Origin of the sequence: Carnobacterium mobile DSM 4848, from assembly GCF_000744825.1 — a bacterium.
GTDB classification, from domain to species: domain Bacteria; phylum Bacillota; class Bacilli; order Lactobacillales; family Carnobacteriaceae; genus Carnobacterium_A; species Carnobacterium_A mobile.
On sequence record NZ_JQMR01000001.1, the window covers coordinates 555,486 to 575,222 of the forward strand.

A 19,737-nucleotide genomic window follows, 5' to 3' on the forward strand; every position below is an offset into this window, starting at 1 on the left:
TTATCTGCTTAATTGCTCTAAATTACTTTAAAGCAAATTTAGCTTTCACCTCTTAAATACTAACTGGTAATCTATGAATATAGAATATACTATACTTATTCACTTCAGTAGTTTAGATCCAAGTCTTCTTATGTATATTTTTACTATCTGTAGTTATTGATAAAATTTTGTATTTTAACTATATATAATGATCGTATTAATATTAATAATTTTCGTACTCTTGTAGAAAGTTTTGAAACTTTTACTTTATTTTATTGGTAAGTATTTATAAACCATATTATTTGATTTAGGAAACTTGTTTTCAAATCCTAAACTATGATAAAAGTTAATTAATTCAGATTGGTTTAGTTCGTTTTCTATTTTTTCTATAGCGGTACTAGCAAACAATGTTAACTCTGAAAATCTTTGAACTTCCCCCCAGGCAATTGCTTTTTTCATCATGTAAGTAGCAATCCCTTGGTTTCTATACTTTTTAGCTACACAGACCTTTTCTATCTTTGCTTGATTCTCAATAATTAATCCAAATTCCAATTTACCAATAAGCGTTGCAAAACTTTCATATTGAAGACTGAATCCTAGATCAAATATCCATTGCTCAGCCGGACAATCTAACTTATAGATATAAATTGCAGTAACATTTGTGATATCCAATTGATCAATGACTATATGGTTAGTTCCTTCTAGAATATGCTTTTGATGCTCTTTACAACGTTTATCGTTTACTCTCTGTTGTTCAACTGTTTTTTTATAATAAGAAAGATCTTTTATTTCTTGTTTGTAAAAAGAAAGCTCATTTAGTAATTTTTCTTTCTTAGAGTTTCGATAAAACATTAATTTTCTCTCCTTTAAACTAACTATAATTTCAACCTATATTATACTTATTATTGAGAAGTGCTATAATTAAAATAACATATTTTTTGTTTTTTCCTTAATATAATAAATTATTCCGTAAATTTGCATTACATTAAATAAAAGGAGATAGTTATGAAAAAGATATTCGAACAAGGCGAATTTAAAAATTATTCTCAATATAGTTTAAATGAAGCAAGAGCATCAATAAAAAAAAGCTATCAGTTCTCAGAACCTACAACTACAATTTTTATTTCACATAAGCATGATGAACTAGAAGATCTTAAAGATATTTTAGGATTTTTGGAAAAAAATTTTGATGTGAAAGTTTACATTGATAGTAAAGATCCTTCACTCCCAACAATTACATCAGGAGAAACCGCTTCAAGAATAAAAAAAAGAATTAATGATTGCGACAAATTTATATTACTTGCTACAAATGGAGCTATCGAATCAAAATGGTGTAATTGGGAATTAGGTTTTGGTGACGCAAAAAAGTTTGAAAAGAATATTGCCTTGTTTCCTATGAAGCCGGCAAAAACATCTGATTGGAGTTATAAAGGCTCGGAATATATGTCTATTTATCCTTATATTACGTTTTTTGATGGGTCTGAAACTGATATTGAAGGAAACTTTGTTTCAAAAGGATATTATATTTTTACTGAAAAAAAAGATGGTACCTATATAACCCCTTTCAAAGAATGGCTTTTAGAAAAATAATTTTACTAGCATTTTATGATTTAAGAACAAGGAGTGCATTAAAATAGCAACTATAGAAGAATTTATACGGGAATATACTAGAGCCGTATCAGAAGGTTATGCTGCTGTATTCGCAGGTGCTGGGTTATCCAGAAGCTCGGGATATGTCAATTGGAAAGAACTTGTACGCCCACTTGCTAGAGATATCGGATTAAATGTTGATAAGGAAGATGATTTAATTGCAGTTGCACAATACTATAAGAATGTTCGAGGAAATAGATCTGGTATCAATTCAAAAATTTTAAATGAATTTAATAAAGAAGTAGAAATTAATGAAAATGTCGAAATTATTACTAGATTACCTATTTCAACTTATTGGACCACCAATTATGATAATCTTATAGAAAAAGGCCTAGAATTGAATGATAGAAAAGCTGACATAAAGATGACACAGCAGTCATTAGCAGATAATATTTATGATAGAGATGCTGTTGTCTATAAAATGCATGGAGATTCGAAATTACCTGCACAAGCAGTTTTAACTAAAGATGATTACGAGATTTACGAAAACGAACGCCCTCTTTTTAGAACCGTACTACAAGGTGACTTAGTGTCGAAAACATTTGTTTTTATTGGGTTTAGTTTTGAAGATCCTAATCTAAATTACGTTCTTGGTCAAATTCGAGTTCTCTTAAAGGAATCAACTCGTGATCATTATTGCTTTTTCGAAAAAGTAAAACAAGAAAAAGGAGAAATACAAGAAGACTTCTTGTATCGAAAAGCTAAACAGAAATTACGTATAGAGGATCTGCAACGGTATGGTATACAAGCTATTACCTTAGATAGTTATTCAGAAATTACAAACTTATTATCTGAAATTGAAAATGGATATCTCCGAAAAAATATTTTTATTTCTGGTAGTGCATCTATATTTGCAAAACCTTGGACTAAAGAGAAGTGTGAAAGTTTAGCATATTTATTATCAAAAGAACTAGTTTGCAAGAATTATAAAGTTATTTCAGGTTTTGGTTTAGGAATTGGTTCTTCTGTTGTTAATGGTGCATTAGAAGAAATTATGTCTAGTAAATTTAAACACATTGATGAACACCTTTCTTTAAGGCCTTTTCCACAAACAATTAACGGACTTATCCCAAAAGAAGATAAATGGAAAGAATATCGAACTGATATGATCAGTCAATCAGGAATTGCTATCTTTATGTTTGGTAATAAACTTAAAGATGAAAATCCTGAGATAGCGATGGGGGTTTTAAATGAGTATAAAATTGCTAAAAAAAACAACGTCGCATTGATTCCAATCGGAAGCACTGGATGGGCAGCTAGAGAAATATTTAATGAAGTCAGTCAAAATATTTCTGATTACCCTTATTTAGAAGAACATATTGATATCCTTAGTAAAAGTAATGATCAAAAACAATTGATTAATACTATTTTAAAAATTATAGACAGTTTACAAGTATTTTAGCATATTAAGGAGGAGAATTTATGGCAATAAGACAAGTATTTTTCAGTTTTCATTTTTCGAATGATGTTTGGAGAACTGGTCAAATTAGAAATATCGGTGTTGTAGAAAGTCAACCAATTTTTTCTGATAACGGTTGGGAAAAAGTTCGTTTAAAAAGTGATACATCTATTAAATCTTGGATTGATAATGAAATGAAAAGACGATCATGTCTCGTTGTTCTTATAGGTAGCGAGACGTCTTCAAGAAAATGGGTTCGTTATGAAATTGAGCAAGCTTGGAAACAAGGAAAAGGTATTGTAGGTATCTATATTCATAATCTTGAAGATATAGAGGGCAAGCAATCTTCAAAAGGAGATAATCCATTCAAAAATTTCTGTATAGACAAAACATTTAATTATACTGCACAGCATGATTTACCCGCAGATTCTAATGAAATAAGACTTAGTTCGATTTGTAGTACCTATGAATCAAGTTATCAAACAAGTAAGTATGTATACAAAGATATAAAAGATAATATAGAACAATTGATTGAAGAAGCTATTCAGATTCGCAATAGATACCCAAAATAAATTAACAATATCTTTCGTTAATCATTAAACGCACTATTTTTTAAGACGCTCAAAAATGAGCGTCTTTTTTCTTGTACTAATTTTATATCTAAAGGAGTTAATATTATGATACTTATAAAACAAGTGCGCTCTCCCCCTTCCACAAGTATTACAGCATTTTTATTCAAAAACTAATTAGACATTTAAAGAAGGAAAGAGGAAAAACATATGGAACTAAAATTTGTAATTCCAAATATGGAAGATACATTTGGCAACCTAGAATATGCTGGAGAAGGTCAAATGGAACAACGTCGGATCAATGGTCGGATGACTACCCTTTCTCGCAGCTACAATTTGTATTCAGATGTCCAACGAGCAGATGACATTATCGTGGTCCTACCACAAGAAGCAGGAGAAAAATTCTTTGAGTCAGAAGAACCGGTTAAATTAATCAATCCACGTATTACAGTTGAAGGTTATAAAATTGGAGAACGAGGTTTCTCTAATTACCAATTACAGGCAGACGATATGGTGAAAGCATAAGGAGGAAAAATACATGAGACTCGCACAAGGTATTACGATTGATAAAGAAAAAACATTCGGCCAATTAAAATTCTCTGCACTCCGGAGAGAAGTCTTTTTACAAAATGAAGATGGAACAGTTTCTATAGAGGTCAAAGAACGGACCTATGATTTGAAATCCAAAGAACAAGGGCGTATGATTCAAGTCAGCTTACCTGCTGCTGTTCCCCTAAAAGAATTTGATTATAATGCAGAAGTTGAACTGATCAACCCTATCGCAGATACAGTGGCGAATGCTACATTTAGAGGGGCCGATGTGGACTGGTTTATTAAGGCAGATGATTTGCTTCTAAAAAAACCAAAGATGACTCCCCCTACTCCAAAAGCACCTGAACCAAAAGACAAGTAGGACTAGGTCATGAGGATAAAAAGCCAAAAAGGAAAACGGATTCGAGCAAGTGATACCCATTTGCTCTTCCAGTTTTCCTTTTTTTCTCTTTTCAGTTGTTGGTTATTGTTTCTACTCCCTTTCCATCTTCACTTTCTTCTGTCTACTCATTGGCAACTAGAAGAATTCAAAACCTATTTTTTGAGTTCCTATAGTCTTTGGGTAGTTATTATCAGTGGTTTCATTGTTGCCGTTTTAGCTTATGGCTTTTATCGCTATCGATATGATTCCATTAAAGAACGGCTTCATCGACAAAAATTAGCCCGAATGGTCCTCGAAAATGGTTGGTATGAAACCAAACAAGTAGAAGCATTCAATCTATTTGAAGATGCTCCGTCAAAAACCAAAGAAAAAATCAGTTACTTTCCTAAAATCTACTATCGTTTAGATAAAGGGCTGATTCACATTCAAGTAGAAATCACTTTAGGTAAATACCAAGATCAACTGTTGAAGTTGGAAAAGAAACTAGAGAGCGGCTTGTATTGCGAATTGGTTTCAAAAGAACTCAAAGATTCTTTTGTAGAATACACCCTTTTATATGACATGATTGCCAATCGTATTTCCATTGATGAGGTGCAGGTAGAAAATGGACAATTGCATTTGATGAAAAATCTCTCTTGGGCCTTTGATTCATTGCCACATATGTTAATTGCAGGCGGTACCGGTGGTGGGAAAACCTATTTCATTTTAACGATGATCGAATCATTGTTACGAACGGATGCCGAGTTATTTATTCTGGATCCTAAAAATGCCGATTTAGCGGATTTAAACACCGTCATGCCACATGTTTATTATCAAAAAGAAGAAATTACGTCTTGTGTGGAAGATTTTTACACCCGTATGATGGAACGCAGTCAAGAAATGAAAGAAATGCCAAACTATAAAACCGGTGAGAACTACGCTTATTTAGGATTAGCTCCCAACTTTTTGATTTTTGATGAATATGTGGCTTTTATGGAAATGTTAACGAACAAAGAAAGTATGGCGATCATGAATAAGTTAAAACAAATCGTTATGCTAGGTCGTCAAGCTGGCTTCTTCTTGGTTTTGGCTTGTCAACGCCCAGATGCAAAATACCTTGCAGATGGGATTCGAGACCAATTTAACTTTCGTGTAGCACTCGGCCGAATGAGTGACTTAGGATATGGCATGATGTTTGGAGACGTAGACAAAGATTTCTTTTTGAAACAAATCAAAGGTCGTGGTTATGTGGATACAGGGACGAGTGTGATTAGTGAATTTTATACTCCCCTCGTGCCCAAAGAGCATGACTTTTTAGAAACCATCAACCAATTGAATAAAAAACGCTTAGATAAAGTGAACGCAGAGGAGGAAATTCAGCATGGAGTTTGATACATTAATTTATACATTGAACCAGATTGCGAGAGAAACACAAGATAGTGTAGTAACCGAACACTTCTCTTCCCTAGCGTCGGCTATAGCAAAAAATGGTATTACTGGACTCGTTCCTTTAGAAGAAGATGGGTTAGAAGATGGAGTTCCTTTTGATCACATTTTAGCGGAGTTAAGACAAGGACTAGAACAAGTCTCCTCTTCCCTTGATCGAGGAAAGATAGAAGATGTCTATCGGCAATTGCTCACCTATGGTGTAGACAGCTATGTAAACGAGTAAAACATAGTTATTTAGTATTCCAACTAGATAAGAAACTTGGTTCTAGGATCCGGCCAGACTTGTTTCAGCGGAACTAACCTATAAAGCGCGGTATAGTAAAAGAAAGAGTTTGGAGGAGATCTAATGAAACAGTTTGTTCATGCCGTTTTTACAAGTCTGCAACTGTCTTATTTCATTCGTCAATATGTGTTTAGTGGGATGATCGCAGCACTCGTCTATTTTGGAATTAACCGAACGCCCTCTTTCGATCTGCTCTTAATCCTAAACTTCCTTCTCTATCCGTTTGCCATGTTTGCTTATGATTCTCTTATCCATCTATTGCTAGGAAACACGGTATGGATCATGAGTGGTCTATGGTCGCTTATTTATGGAGCTTTAAAACGAATTCTGATTTTCTTTTTCAGTACTTTGATCGCCCCAATCGGTATGCTCTTGCTTTACTTCATGAATCGAAAAAGAGAAAACTGAAACACACAGGCAGCCTAGGCGATGATGTGCGAAGCGTAAATCATCGTCTAGGCTTGCCTTGTTGGTGTGGCGTAGCCACGCCAACAGGAAGCTTAACCCCCCCTTTCTAACAGGGGGGTAGAAATACACAAATGAATAAGAACAAAGACATAGGAACCTTGAAATACCAGTCTTTGTTCATACGAATAAGATGTCAACTGATACAGAGCTAGTTGACATCTTTTTTGTTTTACAAACAATTATTGGAGGAGTAGATGAGATGCGCTTAGCACAAAGAATTCAACAATTACGCGAAAAACGATTCACATACGGCATTTCACAAAACAAATTAGCAACAGATGTTGGCATTTCGAGGCAATACCTCAGTGAAATTGAAACAGGAAAAGTGATTCCATCGGAATCGCTACTGGATGAACTGGAAGAACTACTTGAACGATACAATCCGGATTTACCGCTAGAAATGTTATTTGACTATGTACGCATTCGCTTCTCTACTACTGATCCACAAAAAGTCATTGAACCGATTCTCAAATTAAAAATGACGTACATGTTGCACGAAGATTATGCCTTCTACTCTTATAACGAACAATATGTCTTTGGCGATATTGTCGTCATGGTCTCTCATGAAATGGAGAAAGGCGTACTCGTTGAATTAAAAGGAAAAGGTTGCCGGCAATTTGAAAATTTTCTATTAGCCCAACAACGAACCTGGTTTGATTTCTTTTTAGATGTCTTTGCAGCTAAAGGGGTATTTAAACGTTTGGATTTAGCGATCAATGACAAAGTTGGCTTGTTGAATATTCCAGAGCTGACAAGGAAATGCCGCAATGAAGAATGTATCTCCGTCTTTCGCAGCTTCAAAAGTTACCGATCGGGTGAATTGGTTCATCCATACGAAAAAGCAGATATGGGCAATACCCTTTATATCGGCTCACTAAAAAGTGAAGTTTATTTTTGTTTATACGAAAAAGATTACGAACAATATATCAAAAATGGGCTTCCATTAGAAGATAGTCCAGTTAAAAACCGATTCGAAATTCGCTTGAAAAATGAACGGGCATTACATGCAGCTATTGATCTTCTGAACAATGGCAATGTTGGGAATACAACCTTCTCTATCATTAATCGTTACATTCGCTTTGTCGATAAAAAACCAGACGCACGTCGGAGTCAATGGAAAATCAATGCAGATTGGGCCTGGTTCTTAGGCGAGAACCAGCGAAAATTACGTCTGACTTCTGAACCTGAACCCTACTCCTTTGACCGTACATTGAATTGGCTGGCTTATCAAGTAGCTCCTACCTTAAAAGCAGCCTTAACGATCGATAAGATCAATCAAACAACCGTCATTAAAGATATGATTCGTACTACAGAACTTTCTGATCGGCACAAAAAAATAGTGCAGCAACAAACCCTTCCAATTGAGGAAGTTATTACAGAATAGGAGGAAATAATTATGAACTTTGGACAAAACCTCTATAACTGGTTTCTATCCAATGCAGAATCATTGGTATTGATGGCCATTGTTGTCATTGGGGTGTATTTAGGATTTAAGAGAGAATTTTCTAAATTAATTGGCTTTCTAATTATCGCTTTGATTGCAGTTGGTTTAGTTTTTAATGCAACAGGTGTGAAAGATGTATTATTAAACCTATTTAATCGCATTATTGGAGCTTAAATTTCATGGTATAATTTGAAAAAAGGATGTGTTTATAGTGGCGAAATCTGACATTTCAAATATATTACCAAATGAATTTTTATCAACACATGAATTATTGTTGTACTATAATGATATAATTGTTGATTTATTGCATAAAGCAGATGAGTTTGATTTATCTAGTTCTAAATTCCAAATCAAGTCTGAACAAAGTTTACCAACAGATGATGAAGATTTTATTGAGTGGATGTTTACCCATGGTTTCGAGACTGAAGCATATGATTATCTTAAAAGTCATTTATTTTTCAGCCTTTTAAGAGACTTCATTTTTTATATGCATGAATCTTTTGATTGCGCTGAACGTGGGAAAGTGACAGTTGCATATACAATTAGTAGAAAACCTATAAAAGATACTCTTTACTATCTCTGTTGGTTATTGGTTGATGATAAGGACTTGCTTGACAACTTAATGTTAAATGAATCAAAAGAATATGATATTTCATCAATCAATTTTAAAACAAAAAAAAGACTCATTAATGAAGCAACAAAAATAACGAAAGCCCCTTATGAAAAAGATTTTATTTTCGATTTAATATATAAAAGAAACTTTAAAAATGGACTATCTAAAGTATGGGATCAATCTTTACATTTAGTTACTGGAAGTCGACATTACCCTACGGAACCGGGAAATTTAAATTTTATTTTTGCTTATGATGATATATGGGATGAATATTGGAGTTTTTACTATGCTACCATGCCTATAATCATGAATTTTTCTATTGAGGTTATTATAAAAATATTCGAATCAATTGCTAAACCTGATTCGACAACGGTAGAAGCTAACAAATGGATCCGGAATTTCAAATTTTTGAATGCAACAAATCATCTCACTAAAGAAACCAATGAGCTATTTAGAAGTGTTCTTGAACACTTAACTGTTACTTGTGAAAAATGTCAAAAGGAATACCAATGTATTGGTACTGTGGCGGATGAATTTATTAATGACTATCTCTATACTTGCCCACACTGTGAAACTCAAGAAAGAGTTGGAGAATATTTTATGAATAAAAATAAATAATTAAACACACGCAGTGAACTGATAACATAGTTCACTGCTTTTTTATCTATACAGAGGACGGTGAACATAATGGAAATGCTAGTCTATATTTCTAACTTGGGGAAATACAATGAGGGTGAGCTAACAGGCGAATGGTTTTCTCCTCCTATTGATATGGAAGAAGTCAAAGAAAAAATTGGGCTGAATGGTGAATATGAAGAATACGTCATTCATGATTATGAACTTCCTTTTAGCATTGATGAATATACACCAATCCATGAAATCAATCAGTTATGTGCGATGGTCGAAGAACTCGAAGGAACACCTCTCTATGATGAATTATCAGAAATTCAAAATATGTGGTTCACTAATTTAGAAGACTTATTTGATCATCGAGATGACATTATTTGTTATAGCGATTGTGAATCTATGGAAGATGTAGCCGCATTTTATGTAGAAGAAACAGGAAAATTAGGTGAAGTTCCTTCAAATATTCAAAGTTATATTGACTATAAAGCTCTCGGTCGTGATATGGAAATTGAAGGCAATTTCTTAGTGACAAGTCATGGAATTTTTGAATACTTGAATTGATACTGATTTAAATCATGATATACTTTGAGTAAAGATCATAAAAGAGTTTTTTTGAATGTGTTATATTTCAGGAAATTTAAAACAATTAAAAAAAGGTAGGGCAAGCAAAGGTTGTGCCATTGAGACCTTTGTATTCTCAGTTTAAAGAAATCAAATATATTGTATTGGTTAAACTTCTTATGGAAAAAGAAAAAAACTCTCTATGCTTTGTTAAAACTAACCTTTTTATAAGCATTTGGCAATATTCGTTCCTACATCTTTTAGCGAAAAGAAACTCTAGAAAATCAGACAATACCTTAAGAGAAAGAAGTTCTTTTAATAATAATAAAACAAAAATTTACAAGTCATTTCTATATGAAAAGCTAGGTAAGGATTTAAATTTAAGCTTATTTTACTCGTCTGATCCTAATGAAAGTTTTTCAGATGAAGAGATCATTAGCGGATGGAACTAGAATAGTTACTCAAATAATCTGTAACTCTTATTTCCTTTCCTTATCAGCCTTTCACAGTAATTAATTAAAAAAATACAAGTGAAATATTTTGGTATGGCACTGAATATTGAACAACCCCTTCAAACTATGTATTAAAGATAAAGACATTTACAATACAAATGTTATTTGGAATAAAAATTAATATTATCTTTGTTTAAAAAATGAAATCTGATACAATTAAGAAAAGAACTTATGTTCGAGGGGGAGCTTAAATGTCAAAAACCAAGAGTAAAGATAATAAGGACTTGTCTTTCGGTAAGATTGTATATTTAGATGAGCAAGCTGTGTTAGATTTTTTACAATTAAATAATGATGGTGAAGAAATAAAAATAATTAAGCAAGTTACTGAATCTGTTGCAGAAGTAGAGGCGCAAGGCTCAGTCGGAAAAGGTTTTTTAATATTGCAAAACTAAAATTATCTGGTAATGCTTCATATAATAAAAATAACGTTATTGAAACACAGCTAACCAATACTTTAATTAGTAGCTTCATGAGTATAATTAAGAAAAATAAATCAGTAATTGTCTCATTGACAGATATAAAACTTTTTATTTATAAAGATTCCCCTGCTTATTATAGAAATCTTGTTCCTATAATGCATATGATTGACGATGTAAATAAGGTTCAATCCTTAAGCGAAGAAGACCGTAAGAACTTTAGTGGCTTTAATATACAAGCCTTGGGAAAAACTTTAGATTTGCTTTCTGGTTATTATGACTTCATTTGTGAAAATAAGGAAGGAGAAAAAATGATAGTTCGTTTTAATATTACTGGGTTGAGAAACAATTACAATTTAAACGATCTAACAAAAATGAATTTGAAACTTTTTGGAATAAAAGTTGGAGAAACTCAAGATGCAAATCTTGAATTTGGAAATCAAATAGATAATATGACTCAAGAACTTTCTAATGAAAAAGTAGGAGTGGACTTTGATGAAGAGGAAGAACAGAATAATTCAAATTACAGTTTACCAATTATCGATATTTTGTTGGCAGGTGTTTAATAAATGGAATTAGACATAAAAGTTTTTTTTGAACCGAAAATAAAGTTTTCTGAACGTTTATCTCAGTTTGACAATGTAGTTTCTTTTAGCGAAGTTACTAAAAATTGGATATCTAATTCATCAATTGAGTCAATTATTGAACCTCTTTTAGATAAAGATATTTGTATAATTACTACTGAAGACTGCTCTGGACTAAACAGTCATGTTTTAGAAAATTTTGATTTTCTTATTAAACTATTTGATTTATCATCTATTGATAAAGTTTGGATCAATAATCCGCCCCACTTTTTCTTAGAAAAAATAACTCAGCATTCACCAGATATCCCTATAGAGTATTATAAGTATTCAAAAATAGATGAATCAATTATCAAAAAAGTTAATCAACAATTTGATGACAATATCATTGGGCAAAAAAAAGCTAAAAATGCAATTTGCAGAAAATTAATTGCCCAAATGATCAGACCATCAAATAAACCACTAGTTTTAATGTTTTATGGAAAACCAGGTATTGGAAAAACAGAAACTGCAAAATATCTTTCAAAAATTTTATATGGTAACGATGGAATTTTACGAGAACAAATGACTATGGTGGGTGGAGAAACAAGTATCAAGTATTTCAAAGCTACTTCTCATTCAGAAGATTCCTTTTCAAAGAAGCTGTTAAATCGCAAATCTAATATTATTTTATTGGATGAGTTTGCTCTAGCTCCACATTTTTTCCATACTTCTTTTTTTCAAATGTTTGATGAGGGAGTATATATGGATCAAAATTTTAATGTTGACGTTAGTAATTCCATAATCATTTGCACATCAAATTTATTATCTATCAAGGAAATGGAAGGAAATATTGATGAAGCTCTATTGAGCAGATTTGATGGATTTATACATTTTACGGATTTTACTAAAGATGAAAAAAAAGTTATTATCAAAAAAATTTTTGACGAATTGGTTGCTGAAGGTGTCATGGACCCAAAATATAGAAAAGTAATTAATGAAGAGGCGATACTTTTACGTGTTAATCACAAGCTAGAAAAACTTCCAAATATGAGAGCTATTAGAAAGTATGTAGAAGATTGTGTCTCTGATAGCTTGCTTGAATATGTTCTAAAATAAGATAATCCAAAAGCATCATAGTGTAATTACTATGGTGCTTTTTTGTGAGGTGAAAAAATTGAAAAAACTAAAAAGCTATACCAGTATTTGGTCTGTCGAAAAAGTTATTTACGCCATCAACGATTTTAAACTCCCCTTCCCTATCACGTTTTCTCAAATGGCATGGTTTGTCTGTAGTTTATTTACTGTCATGCTATTAGGAGATTTACCGCCCCTTTCATTCATTGATGGGGCTTTATTAAAGTATGTTGGTATTCCTGTAAGTTTAACATGGTTTATGAGCCAAAAAACCTTTGATGGGAAGAAACCCTATCGCTTTATTCAAACAACGATCACTTATTTCGTTCGCCCAAAAGTCACCTATGCTGGAAAAACAGTCAAGTTTCAAAAAGAATGGATGAATCAAGACACAACAATTGTAAGGAGTGAGCTGATTGAACTACCCGATTAAATATATTGAAAATAACTTGGTTTTTAATCATGAGGGAGAATGCTTTGCCTACTACGAGCTGCTTCCCTACAACTATTCTTTTTTGACTCCTGAACAAAAAGTACAAGTCCACACAAATTTCCGTCAATTGATCGCTCAAAATCGTGAAGGAAAAATTCATGCCCTACAAATCAGTACTGAACGATCCATTCAAGCGATTCAAGAAAAAAGCAAACAAGCTGTAACAGGACGATTGAAAGACGTTGCCTTTCAACGAATTGATGAACAAACAGAAGCGTTAGTTTCCATGATTGGTGACAATCAACTGGACTATCGTTTTTTTATTGGGTTTAAACTACTGGTCAATGAACAAGAAGTGAATTTAAAAAACTTACGCAAATCGGCCAAAAATACCTTAACGGCTTTCTTCCGTGAAGTGAATCATAAATTGATGAATGATTTTGTTGTGATGCCGCAAGATGAAATCCGTCGGTTTACCAAAATGGCTGATTTGCTTCAATCAAAAATCGAACGCCGCTTTCAGATTCGTCCATTAGATAAGAATGATTTTGGGTATTTAATTGAACATGTCTATGGCAAAACGAGTACGGCTTTTGAAGATTATGCGTACCCTCTCCCATTAAAGAAACAAAAAGAAACGACACTAGTAAAACGTTATGATTTAATCAAACCGACTCGTTCACTGATCGAAGAAAATCAACGATACCTTAAAATCCAAAATGAAGAAGATACCCTTTATGTGGCTTACTTTACTATTGATTCGATTGTCGGGGAGTTGGATTTCCCTTCTAATGAAATCTTTTATTACCAGCAACAACAATTCGATTTCCCAATCGATACATCAATGAATATTGAAATTGTCGCAAACAAAAAAGCCCTCTCTACGATTCGAAATAAGAAAAAAGAATTAAAAGATTTAGATGATCATGCTTGGGAAAATAACAACGAGACCGGAAACAATGTCTTAGAAGCTCTAGAAGATGTAACCGAGTTAGAAACGACTCTCGACCAAAATAAGGAAGCGATGTACAAATTGAGCTATGTGATTCGAATCTCAGCTGATTCTTATGATGAACTCAAACGGCGGTGCAATGAAGTCAAAGATTTTTATGATGATTGGAGCATCAAATTAGTTCGTCCTTTTGGGGATATGATGGGACTCCATAAAGAATTTCTTCCGGCAAGCAAACGCTATATGAATGACTACATTCAGTATGTGACATCTGATTTTATTGCTGGACTCGGTTTCGGTGCTTCCCAACTATTAGGAGAAACAGATGGCATCTATATCGGCTACAACTTGGAAACTGGTCAAAATGTCTATCTCAAACCTAGTCTTGCCAGTCAAGGTGTCAAAGGGTCGGTTACCAATGCTTTAGCTTCGGCTTTTCTAGGTTCTTTAGGTGGCGGGAAATCCTTTTCGAACAATTTGCTGGTTTATTATGCCGTATTATTTGGCGCACAGGCGGTAATTGTTGATCCAAAGGCAGAACGCGGGCTTTGGAAAGAAACCTTGCCAGAGATCGCGCATGAGATTAATATCGTTAATCTAACCAGTGAGGAAAAGAACCAAGGGTTGCTTGATCCTTATGTCTTAATGAAAAGAAAAAAAGATGCAGAAAGTTTAGCGATCGATATTCTCACTTTTCTAACAGGTATTTCGAGTCGTGATGGGGAAAAGTTTCCACTTTTACGAAAGGCCATTCGTTCCGTTACGCAAAAAGAAATACGAGGTTTGTGGTTAGTGATTGATGTCTTACGAGAAGATGAGAATCCGCTTGCTTCTTCTATTGCGGATCACATTGAAAGTTTTACGGACTATGACTTCGCTCATTTGCTTTTTAGTGATGGCTCAACGGAGAATTCGATTAGTTTGGATAAGCAGTTAAACATTCTTCAAGTCGCCGATTTAGTCCTTCCTAATTCTCAAACCAATTTCTCGGATTATACCACTATTGAATTGCTGAGCGTGGCTATGTTGATCGTGATTTCTACCTTTGCGCTTGATTTCATTCATACTGACCGTCAAACATTCAAAATTGTGGACTTGGATGAAGCCTGGTCTTTCTTACAAGTGGCACAAGGAAAATCTCTATCCAATCGCTTAGTACGTGCTGGGCGCTCCATGAATGCGGGGGTCTACTTTGTTACCCAGAATGCGGACGATTTGATCGATGAAAAATTGAAAAACAATATCGGACTGAAATTTGCTTTTCGTTCTACCGATATTCAGGAGATCAAGAAAACGTTAGAATTCTTTGGAGTCGATAAAGAAGATGAAGACAATCAAAAGCGTTTGCGTGAGTTGGAAAATGGACAATGTTTGATGCAAGATCTATATGGTCGCGTGGGCAGGATTCAAGTGCATCCCGTCTTTGAAGACCTCTTTCATGCCTTTGATACTCGGCCGCCTTTACACCAAACGAAATGAGGTGAGCAAATGAAAACAAAAACGAAAAAAGTACTGCTGATCATGCTACTGATGGGATTGACTGTTTTTTTATTGCTTGTTCTCACTGCAACTCTCGTTCAAGCCGCTGGATTAGTGGATGATACCATAGACACTCAAAACCTCTACTCACACTACCCACTTTCTCATTATCAATTAGATTTCTATGTCGATTCAAGTTGGGATTGGCTGCCATGGAATTGGACAGATGGCATCGGTAATCAAGTGCAATATGGCTTATATGCGATTTCCAATTTCATTTGGACGATTAGCTTGTATTTGTCCAATGCAACCGGTTATTTAATCCAGCAAGCTTATACACTTGATTTCATTTCAGATACCGCTAATCAAATTGGCGAGAACATGCAGATTTTAGCGGGTGTATCTTCCAGTGGCTTTTCTCAATCCGGCTTTTATGTGGGCTTCTTATTACTGTTTATTCTGATTATAGGTGTTTATGTTGGGTATGTCGGACTGATCAAACGAGAAACGTCAAAAGCCATTCAAGCCGTCACAAATTTTGTGGTGGTTTTTTTATTGTCCGCAGGGTTTATCGCTTATGCCCCTTCCTATATTCAAAAGCTTAATGACTTTTCAGCCGATATCAGTCAAGCCAGTTTAGATTTAGGTTCAAAGATTATTCTTCCTCACTCAGATAGTCAAGGAAAAGACAGTGTGGACTTGATTCGGAACACCTTGTTTTCGGTCCAAGTTGAACAGCCTTGGCTCTTATTGCAGTTTGATCAGTCCAGTAAAGAAGAGATTGGAGAATCACGTGTAGAAGCACTGGTGTCGATTGATCCCAATACAAATAAAGGAAAAGATCGAGAAGAAGCCGTTAAGGAAGAGATTGAAGAACATGACAATCAGAATTTAACATTAACCAAAACGACTACACGATTAGGAACCGTCTTCTTCCTCTTTTTATTCAATATCGGTATTTCGATTTTTATCTTCTTACTGACTGGGATCATGATTTTTTCTCAAGTCTTGTTTATCTTGTACGCCATGTTCTTACCGGTCAGTTTTCTATTGTCCATGTTGCCGACCTTTACGAGTATGGGAAAATCGGCTTTGATGAAACTCTTCAATACTATCATGTTACGAGCAGGGATTACGTTGATCATTACAGCAGCCTTCAGTTTATCCACGATGCTCTATAGCTTGACAGCCGGGTATCCTTTCTTCTTGATCGCGTTCTTGCAAATTGTTACGTTCGCAGGCATTTATCTCAAATTAGGCGATATCATGAGTTTCTTCAACCTGCAAACAAGTGATTCACAACAAGTCAGCCGCAGTGTCTTTCGTCGTCCACGTCAAATGGCACATCATGGTGCTAGACGGTTGCAGCGCACAGTGAGTCAGACTTTGATTGGCGGAACTGCCGGCTGGGTGGCTGGCAGCACACGCAAACGGCAGAAACAACGTGCTTTGACAGATACTCCAGCTGATCAAACACCAGCAAAAAAGGCGGTTGCTTCCCCTACTCAATCTCAACCTGTCTCACGCAGTTACCGAACTGGACAATCGATTGGAAAAGTAATGGATACAAAAAATCGTGTCCGTCAAACGATGGCAAACAATAAGCAGCAAGTCCAAGAATTGCCAAAGCCTCTTCAAACGAAGAGGCTTCAATCTGTCTCTGATTTAAAACAAGGCATTACGGATGAACAGACACAAACGTCAGCTAAAAAGAAAAAGAGCCTTCCTGTTTCATCTAGTCAAGTAAAGAAAGGGGTAAGAGTAGACAAAAAAGAAGCAACTTCTCCAACGAAAGCACATCAAAGACCGACGACTATCGGTAAAAAAGAAAAACTTCAAAAAGAGAAACCAAGAGATTTGAAGCAAACAAGAGAAGCCGTGACGGCACAAAAACGGCAGCAAGGATCTCATTCAGAACTGTCTGTTATTAAAAGTCATTCTACTGTTCCTAAGCAATGGGTACCCTCGAAGAAAAATATACCTGTTGAGTCACAACGAAAAGAAACAAAGCCCACTCGGTCTTACAAAGTCAAAAAAGAGTTCCGACTCTCTAAAGGGCAACCCTTTAGAAAACGTTCCACTGTTCGCTTGAAACGCCTGCCTCGAAAGAAAGGGGAAATCAAATGAAATGGAAACGAAACTTGATTATTGGTAGCGTGGCTTTTCTTTCTTTTTTTAGTTTATTGCTGTTTGTGGCGATTTTTATGTCAGACGATTCTTCCTCCTCTTCTTCCGCGGGGATGGATTTGGAGGGAAATTCGTTGTCTGTTTCGCAGGATACACTGAAATATCGTTCACTTGTCGAAAAACACGCCAAAAAAGAACACATTGAGGACTATCTCAATGTGTTGTTGGCGATCATCGAAGTTGAAAGTGGCGGTAAACTGCCAGATGTTATGCAGTCTTCCGAGTCAAAAGGTTTACCACCTAATACGATCGATAATCCAGAAGAATCGATCCAACAAGGAGTAACTTATTTTGCAGAGCTTGTTCATTCAGCCAAAAGTTTAGCAGTAGACGATCAAAGTGTAATTCAAGCTTACAACTACGGGGGTAGCTTTTTAAGTTATGTCGCTCAACACGGGAAAAACTATTCTTTTGAGCTAGCCGAAAGCTTTTCAAAGAAACAAGCCAACGGAGAAAAAGCCGCTTATACTCATCCGCTTGCGGTCAATAAAAACGGCGGCTGGCGCTACAATTACGGCAATATGTTTTACGTTGAATTGGTAACTCAATATTTGACCACCACTTCTGAGAAATTCAATGACAAAACCGTTCAAATCATTATGGATGAAGCCCTGAAATATGAGGGGTATCCTTATGTTTTTGGCGGCTATAATCCTACTACTTCTTTTGATTGTAGCGGTTTGACCCAATGGGTTTTTCAAAAAGCAGGGATCTCTCTTCCTCGAGTGGCTCAAGATCAATACGATGTGATGGAACATCTGCCCCTTTCAGAAGCAGAACCTGGAGACCTTGTCTTTTTCCACTCTACCTATGATGCAGGAACCTATGTCACACATGTGGGTATCTACGTTGGAAATAACAGGATGTATCAAGCAGGGGATCCAATTGGCTATGCAGATTTGACGAGTGACTATTGGCAAGCTCATTTGATCGGTGCAGGACGAATCAAAGAATAAAAAAGAAATGAGGAAACTAAAGATGAAAATCCATATCGAACGAAAACCCAAAAAAGCAAAACAACAGAAAATAAAGAAGCCTAAAACGATGCACATTGGAACCCATAAAAAAAGTGTTCTGGCTTTATGGGTCCTTCTGCTTTTGAGTTTGGCTTTTGGTATCTATAAAAATTTTCCTGCCGTTGATCAGCATACGATTCATGAAAATAAAACCATTGAACCCCTGATCGTAGACACTCATGCCATTGAAAGTTTTACTATAAATTTTATTCAAGATTTCTATTCATGGGAAAACAAAAAAGAAGTAATCGAAGGACGTTCTGAAGCAATCAAACACTACCTCACCCCTACTTTGCAAGAATTGAATATGGATACTATTCGTTCCGATATTCCGACAAGTTCAAAAGTGATGGACTCTCAAATTTGGGAAATTGAACCAATAGATAAACAAAATTATGCGGTTATTTATACCGTTACACAAGATATAATCGAAGAAAAAGAATCCAAAGTTTTTTCCTCAAATTATCGTCTAGTCATCTATCAAGATGATCACAAAAATCTAGTGATTACTCAAAACCCCACCATTTGGACAATTCCAGAAAAATCTGATTATGAACCTACTCCTATCTCATCTGATTCTTCCGTAGATTCTGATACAGAGAAGGAGATTCTAGAATTCTTAGAAACCTTCTTCAAACTCTATCCTACGGCGTCAGAAAGTGAATTGACTTATTATGTAAAAGAAAACGTACTACCGGTGATTGGCAAAAACTATCAGTTCTCTGAAGTTGTAGATCCTATCATACAAAAAAATGGTCATCAATATCAAGTCAGCTTAGTAGTAAAATATTTAAATGATGGTTCAAAAAGTGTAATTGTTTCTCAATATGACTTGATTCTTGAAAAACAAAAAAATTGGGAAATTATTAATATAAATAACAAATAGCCGTGGTTAAATCTAATAGAGAATCTGCTTAATTTAGGTTCTCTATTTTGCAATTTTAAAATTTTACATTATCCTGAATCATTCATAGAATTTCATATAGGAACATTTTTTATCAAAAAATTCAGTGAAATGATTTTTTTCCTCCTTTTTCTCTTTTTTAAAAGAAATTTATTCAGTTCCTTCCTAGCGGAAGAAAAGCTTGTT

The 19,737-nt window shown here is 34.7% G+C and carries 22 protein-coding genes; 21 read left to right on the forward strand and 1 reads right to left on the reverse strand.

Features of this window, described 5'->3' with window-relative positions:
- Positions 1–246: 246 nt before the first annotated feature.
- Positions 247–831, reverse strand: coding sequence for a GNAT family N-acetyltransferase (locus BR87_RS02485; RefSeq protein WP_035028261.1), 585 nt, complete (start codon positions 829–831; stop codon positions 247–249).
- Positions 832–984: 153 nt separating this feature from the next.
- Here BR87_RS02485 and BR87_RS02490 point away from each other — a divergent pair, with 153 nt between their 5' ends.
- From BR87_RS02490 to BR87_RS02585, 21 genes are all read left to right on the forward strand, one after another.
- Entirely contained in the window at positions 985–1,569 is a 585-nt protein-coding gene (locus BR87_RS02490; RefSeq protein WP_035028262.1) for a toll/interleukin-1 receptor domain-containing protein, read from the forward strand.
- A 343-nt stretch (positions 1,570–1,912) separates the two neighbouring features.
- Positions 1,913–3,031 carry an SIR2 family protein gene (locus BR87_RS02495; RefSeq protein WP_280512187.1) on the forward strand — a complete coding sequence of 373 codons (1,119 nt, stop codon included), beginning with the start codon at positions 1,913–1,915 and terminating at the stop codon, positions 3,029–3,031.
- Positions 3,032–3,051: 20 nt separating this feature from the next.
- On the forward strand, positions 3,052–3,600 hold the full coding sequence (locus BR87_RS02500; protein ID WP_035028264.1) for a TIR domain-containing protein: 549 nt from the start codon (positions 3,052–3,054) through the stop codon (positions 3,598–3,600).
- Positions 3,601–3,807: 207 nt separating this feature from the next.
- A complete protein-coding gene (locus BR87_RS02505; RefSeq protein ID WP_035028265.1) occupies positions 3,808–4,122 on the forward strand; it encodes a YdcP family protein in 315 nt (104 codons plus the stop codon).
- Positions 4,123–4,135: 13 nt separating this feature from the next.
- Entirely contained in the window at positions 4,136–4,510 is a 375-nt protein-coding gene (locus BR87_RS02510) for a YdcP family protein (RefSeq protein WP_035028266.1), read from the forward strand.
- 9 nt (positions 4,511–4,519) lie between these two features.
- Complete coding sequence (locus BR87_RS02515) at positions 4,520–5,902, forward strand: FtsK/SpoIIIE domain-containing protein (RefSeq protein WP_035028267.1); 1,383 nt, start codon at positions 4,520–4,522, stop codon at positions 5,900–5,902.
- A complete protein-coding gene (locus tag BR87_RS02520) occupies positions 5,892–6,182 on the forward strand; it encodes a hypothetical protein (RefSeq protein ID WP_035028268.1) in 291 nt (96 codons plus the stop codon). The genes BR87_RS02515 and BR87_RS02520 overlap by 11 nt, the downstream gene beginning before the upstream one ends.
- 123 nt (positions 6,183–6,305) lie before the next feature.
- A complete protein-coding gene (locus BR87_RS02525; protein ID WP_035028269.1) occupies positions 6,306–6,650 on the forward strand; it encodes a hypothetical protein in 345 nt (114 codons plus the stop codon).
- A 259-nt stretch (positions 6,651–6,909) separates the two neighbouring features.
- Entirely contained in the window at positions 6,910–8,094 is a 1,185-nt protein-coding gene (mobT, locus tag BR87_RS02530) for a MobT family relaxase (RefSeq protein ID WP_035032713.1), read from the forward strand.
- Positions 8,095–8,106: 12 nt separating this feature from the next.
- Positions 8,107–8,328 (forward strand): hypothetical protein, encoded by a 222-nt coding sequence (locus tag BR87_RS02535; protein ID WP_035028270.1) that lies wholly within the window; start codon positions 8,107–8,109, stop codon positions 8,326–8,328.
- Positions 8,329–8,365: 37 nt separating this feature from the next.
- Entirely contained in the window at positions 8,366–9,385 is a 1,020-nt protein-coding gene (locus tag BR87_RS02540; RefSeq protein ID WP_035028273.1) for a hypothetical protein, read from the forward strand.
- A gap of 66 nt (positions 9,386–9,451) precedes the next feature.
- Positions 9,452–9,955, forward strand: a complete 504-nt coding sequence (locus BR87_RS02545) for an antirestriction protein ArdA (RefSeq protein WP_455301299.1) — start codon at positions 9,452–9,454, stop codon at positions 9,953–9,955.
- Positions 9,956–10,134: 179 nt separating this feature from the next.
- Complete coding sequence (locus BR87_RS13645) at positions 10,135–10,407, forward strand: DUF6037 family protein (protein ID WP_425304596.1); 273 nt, start codon at positions 10,135–10,137, stop codon at positions 10,405–10,407.
- A 251-nt stretch (positions 10,408–10,658) separates the two neighbouring features.
- A complete protein-coding gene (locus tag BR87_RS13305) occupies positions 10,659–10,859 on the forward strand; it encodes a hypothetical protein (RefSeq protein WP_051929628.1) in 201 nt (66 codons plus the stop codon).
- A gap of 77 nt (positions 10,860–10,936) precedes the next feature.
- Positions 10,937–11,449: a DUF6414 family protein gene (locus BR87_RS12795; protein WP_483294795.1), complete on the forward strand. Its 513-nt coding sequence runs from the start codon at positions 10,937–10,939 to the stop codon at positions 11,447–11,449.
- 3 nt (positions 11,450–11,452) lie between these two features.
- Positions 11,453–12,562, forward strand: a complete 1,110-nt coding sequence (locus BR87_RS02560) for an AAA family ATPase (protein WP_035028276.1) — start codon at positions 11,453–11,455, stop codon at positions 12,560–12,562.
- A 58-nt stretch (positions 12,563–12,620) separates the two neighbouring features.
- A complete protein-coding gene (locus tag BR87_RS02565) occupies positions 12,621–13,013 on the forward strand; it encodes a conjugal transfer protein (RefSeq protein ID WP_035028277.1) in 393 nt (130 codons plus the stop codon).
- On the forward strand, positions 12,997–15,444 hold the full coding sequence (tcpF, locus tag BR87_RS02570) for a conjugal transfer ATPase TcpF (protein WP_035028278.1): 2,448 nt from the start codon (positions 12,997–12,999) through the stop codon (positions 15,442–15,444). The genes BR87_RS02565 and tcpF overlap by 17 nt, the downstream gene beginning before the upstream one ends.
- Positions 15,445–15,453: 9 nt before the next feature.
- On the forward strand, positions 15,454–17,571 hold the full coding sequence (locus tag BR87_RS02575) for a CD3337/EF1877 family mobilome membrane protein (RefSeq protein WP_035028279.1): 2,118 nt from the start codon (positions 15,454–15,456) through the stop codon (positions 17,569–17,571).
- Entirely contained in the window at positions 17,568–18,587 is a 1,020-nt protein-coding gene (locus tag BR87_RS02580) for a bifunctional lytic transglycosylase/C40 family peptidase (RefSeq protein ID WP_035028280.1), read from the forward strand. Before BR87_RS02575 ends, BR87_RS02580 begins: the two co-directional genes overlap by 4 nt.
- A 22-nt stretch (positions 18,588–18,609) precedes the next feature.
- Positions 18,610–19,533: a conjugal transfer protein gene (locus BR87_RS02585; RefSeq protein ID WP_035028281.1), complete on the forward strand. Its 924-nt coding sequence runs from the start codon at positions 18,610–18,612 to the stop codon at positions 19,531–19,533.
- The last annotated feature ends 204 nt before the right edge of the window (positions 19,534–19,737 follow it).